Source organism: Desulfosarcina sp. (assembly GCF_041551955.1).
Classification (GTDB): domain Bacteria; phylum Desulfobacterota; class Desulfobacteria; order Desulfobacterales; family Desulfosarcinaceae; genus Desulfosarcina.
Map to the genome: position 1 here is coordinate 1 of NZ_JBFELV010000457.1, position 3,983 is coordinate 3,983.

The window sequence follows — 3,983 nt, forward strand, 5'->3', positions numbered from 1 at the left end:
CCACCGAAATACCCTTTGGGTCAAATTTCACACCGGCTGCGTCCAGCCGCAAATCCTTGACGTTGACGGAACGGCCCATGGCCACCAGCACCGTGTCGGCTGTCAGCGTCACCGAGGCGCCGTCTCCCAGCCGCAGGGTAACGCTTTTTTTCTCACCTGTCGCAGTGGCCTGTTCAACAGCGGCCTCCAGGTAGAAGTTTACCCCTTCGGCTTCCATGACCGACTGGACGGCAGCGGCCATGTCCGGGTCCTCCTTGGCCAAGATCTGACCGACCCGATCCACCACTGTGACGGACGTTCCCAACCGGTTGAATGCCTGGGCCATTTCGATGCCGATGGGCCCTGCACCCAGCACGAGCATGCTCCCTGGGAGCCTATCGAGTGAGAAGATCTCACGGTTCGTGATATAGCTGATCGCATTCAATCCCGGTATGGGAGGAACGGCCGCCGATGATCCGGTGGCAATGACCCAGTTCTTGGCGGTGATCGACCGGCCATCCAGATCCACCGTGCGGTCGTTCTTGAAAAAACCGGTTCCGAAGGCTACCTTCGCGCCCAGTTTGCAGAACCGTTCCTCCGAATCATGGTTCTGGATGACGGTGATGACATCCTGTATCCGCTTGGCGATCCGGGAAAAATCCACGGGCGGCAGGGCCACTGTCGGTAGTCCGTAACGATCGGCATGTTTCATTTCGTGGTAAACATGGGCCGAACGGATCAGGGTCTTGCTGGGCACGCAGCCATAGTGCAGGCAGTCTCCGCCGAGGGCGGGTTCCTTTTCGATGAGCAGGGTCTTGGCACCCAGCTGCGCCGCTCCCGATGCTACCGTAAGCCCGGCCGCGCCGCCGCCGATGATGCCAATATCGTAGTCGTAGTTTGCCATTGTCGTCTCCTTCAGCTTCCGTTGAGGGACCAGTCGTAATCCAGGTATTTGACCTTGATCCGGCCTTTGTTTTTCTCCAGTTGCTCCCTCATCGGTACGTCGGCAAATTCGATGAAATAACCGATCACATCACCATCGAAGTCCTCCGGGAACCAATCGAAAATTTTGCTGACCCACAGAGTATTGCCGTCCAAGCGGTTGAAACGGGGGGTGTTGATGAAAGCCTTGGCCGCTTGGTTCAGCTGATCATTCAGGTGGCTTGCCTCAAACGGCTCACCTTGAAGGGGCGGGCAGCTTTTGGATGCGCAGTTGACGGCAAAGTGGACCCGGGGGTCCTTGAACCGTTTCCTCAGGATGTCGTGTTCGATCTGGTCCAGGGTCAACAGGTCGCCATCGATGCGGGCGATGGTTTTTTTCCAGGGCGATGAAAACAGGCTCCCCAGATCCTTGATGGAACGAATATCCGGGTAGCGGGACAGTATCAGTTTGATGGTCCATGCGTTGTATGCGTTGACGTAAAAGGCAAATTGATCGTCTGCTGACAGCGGACTCGGCTCCACGGCGGCAAGCGCGTCAAGGTATTGGTCCAAAATGGCTTCGTCCGCCTTGAAGCCCTGGTAATCCACGACGCCGTCCTTGACATGGCTGCTCAACAGTGAAGCGAACAAGGTGTGATCCACCCCAGCGGCATACACGTCGACAACGGCAACCCACATCCCGGCAATCATGATGGACGCTGCGATAAATATGGTTTTCATAAGGCCCCCTTGAGAAAGTGAACGCTGTTTGCCGCGGAACGGTTTTTCCAAGTTGGTCGTGAAACGGGTCAGAAACTTACACCCCAACTGAGCGTTTCCCATTTCGGTTTTATTGAAAATTATTACAATAAGGATGGGTTATGTCACTTGCCGACTTCAACATGGAAAATCTGTTGGGATCGCCGATCTTTATCCACCTCAGGCGGATCACCCCATCTACGGCGTCAGATGTCGTCCCGCATAGGCGGCTATCGCGGAAAGACATCTTCTATGTATCTGCTGCAAGCTCGACAATCGCTTGGGTTACCCATGTTTGCCCTCGAGCAAAACGGGTCGGGGTCAAGTTGTCTGCGATGGCATACAACTAAATGAGCGTGCAGTTCTGGGACTTTATTTAGGGTCCTTCAGCCTTGCGCTGAGTATGGATGCCGATCAACCACCGGGTCTGCGTTTGAACAGGAGGGTTATTCTTTTCCGGGCCATTGCACACCGGTCTGTTCGTCGATCACATAGCAGAACCGGTTCCATTCGAGTTCCCGTTGACTGAACGGGCAGCGGAGTTTGACCTTGCGGTCGGAAACGGCCACCACCTCCCAGTCCCCCTTGCGGGGTCCATCTTCGATATTGATTTTCTGTCCCACCCTGAACGGATAGGGTTTGAACACGGTTACGTCATGGGTTTCCATGGTTGCTCCATATGGGGGATACAACTTACTTGATTGTATTGAGCTTGTCATGCCATGCACACGCATTGCAAAAGGTTTCCGTGGCGTCGCCGACCTCTGGGCACTCGTCATCCTCCAGATCTTCGTCAAAACAGATCTCCCCGTCCCGGCATTCGAATTCGTATACATCGTAGTCGTCGTCGGGGTTTTTGACATGGAATTTTTTACAGCCGCAGACCGGGCATTTGGATTGTGTCATTGTCAAAGCTCCTTTTGTTACCAAACCTCGGGATAGCCGATATCGATGAAGGCGGATTCCATTTTCAGTTTGTGATCCCGCTCCATGGCCGCCAGGTCAAAAAATACCTGCCGTTTATCGTCATCATCGCACATCTCGGCCATTTCGGTGTACTGTTTCATGGCCGCTTCCTCTTTTTTCATGGCCAGGGCAAAGGCGTCGGCCGGCTTCATCGCCATGGACAGTTCCGGCTCGTCCATGGTTTCGGCCACCTTGTAGTCTCGTGATTCGGAAAAGTAGCGGTCCATGGTGTTGCTGGAGTAAATCTTGGTCAAGATATCCCGGTGTTTTTTCTCCTCTTCGGCCAGGGAGGCAAAGAGCTTTTTCAGGTGCGGATCTTTAAGCGTGTTGGCTGCATCGTCATAGAATTTTTTGGCCTCCACCTCGTTGGCGATGGCCTGCTTGATGATATCCTTGTACTCGTTCAGTTTCATGATACCCTCCGTTTGCGTTGAAGAAGATTGGGGGAAATGTGGAACCACGGTCAATGTTTAGAGGTTAATGCTGCAATTCTAAAAAGCAAACTGCATGCCAGCTAAAAAGCAATGGCCGGAAAGGCTTGTTTTGTGTATACTTGGACGACCCTTCCGATCTGCACCGAGAAAAAAAATCTATCCATACGGAGGACCCCATGAACTGGCGACAATTCCTGACCCCCGTGACATCCATCGACACCGACCAGGCCAAATCCTATCTTGCTGACAAAAAGGTGGAGGAGGTGACCATTCTGGACGTTCGCCAACCGGCGGAGTACGCGTCCGGCCACATTCCCGGTGCCGTTCTCGCGCCGCTGCCCGAACTCACCGACCACATGCCGCAAATGGACCGCGACAAGCCGGTGATGGTTTACTGTGCATCCGGCGGCCGCAGCCGTATGGCGGCCCAGCTGCTTTCCGGCCAGGGCTTCACCGCTATTATCAACGTGGCCGGCGGTTTCAACGCCTGGACCAGCGAAGCGGCGTTCCTGGGCGAAGAGAAAGGACTGGCGCTTTTCGATGGCGTCTCCTCGGTGGAAAACGCCCTGGCCGTAGCCTACTCCCTCGAAGCGGGGTTGAAAGAATTTTACGACACCATGGCGGTGAAGGTTGACAGTGAACCGGCGAGACAACTGTTTCACCAACTGTCTCAAATTGAGGTGAAACATCAGGATCGCATCCTGGAGCAGTACGCCGAGCTGACCGGCAAAGCGGTCGCCCGGGAGACCTTCGAGGCCCGGCAGGTGTCTGAGGTGCTGGAAGGAGGACTGACTACCGAAGAGTATGCCAACCTGCTCATGCCCGCTTACGACACGGTGCAGGAAGTCATCGAACTGGCCATGTCCATCGAAGCCCAGGCCCTGGATCTTTACCTGCGTGCGTCGGAAAAGGCGCACAACGAAG

General features: G+C 54.8%; 6 protein-coding genes. 1 reads left to right on the forward strand and 5 read right to left on the reverse strand.

Annotated features, from left to right (window positions below; genetic code table 11):
• From ABYV26_RS22375 to ABYV26_RS22395, 5 genes are all read right to left on the reverse strand, one after another.
• Positions 1-883, reverse strand: an 883-nt coding sequence (locus tag ABYV26_RS22375; RefSeq protein ID WP_372683575.1) for an NAD(P)/FAD-dependent oxidoreductase, incomplete at its 3' end; no start/stop codon positions are given.
• Between the two features lie 11 nt (positions 884-894).
• Positions 895-1,641, reverse strand: coding sequence for a DUF547 domain-containing protein (locus tag ABYV26_RS22380; protein WP_372683576.1), 747 nt, complete (start codon positions 1,639-1,641; stop codon positions 895-897).
• Positions 1,642-2,105: 464 nt separating this feature from the next.
• Positions 2,106-2,327, reverse strand: a complete 222-nt coding sequence (locus ABYV26_RS22385) for a hypothetical protein (protein WP_372683577.1) — start codon at positions 2,325-2,327, stop codon at positions 2,106-2,108.
• Between the two features lie 25 nt (positions 2,328-2,352).
• The gene (locus ABYV26_RS22390) at positions 2,353-2,565 is read right to left on the reverse strand and encodes a hypothetical protein (protein WP_372683578.1); all 213 of its coding nucleotides are present in this window, start codon (positions 2,563-2,565) and stop codon (positions 2,353-2,355) included.
• Between the two features lie 17 nt (positions 2,566-2,582).
• Positions 2,583-3,038, reverse strand: a complete 456-nt coding sequence (locus ABYV26_RS22395; RefSeq protein ID WP_372683579.1) for a ferritin family protein — start codon at positions 3,036-3,038, stop codon at positions 2,583-2,585.
• Positions 3,039-3,235: 197 nt separating this feature from the next.
• Here ABYV26_RS22395 and ABYV26_RS22400 point away from each other — a divergent pair.
• On the forward strand, positions 3,236-3,983 hold a 748-nt coding region (locus tag ABYV26_RS22400; protein WP_372683580.1), incomplete at its 3' end, for a rhodanese-like domain-containing protein.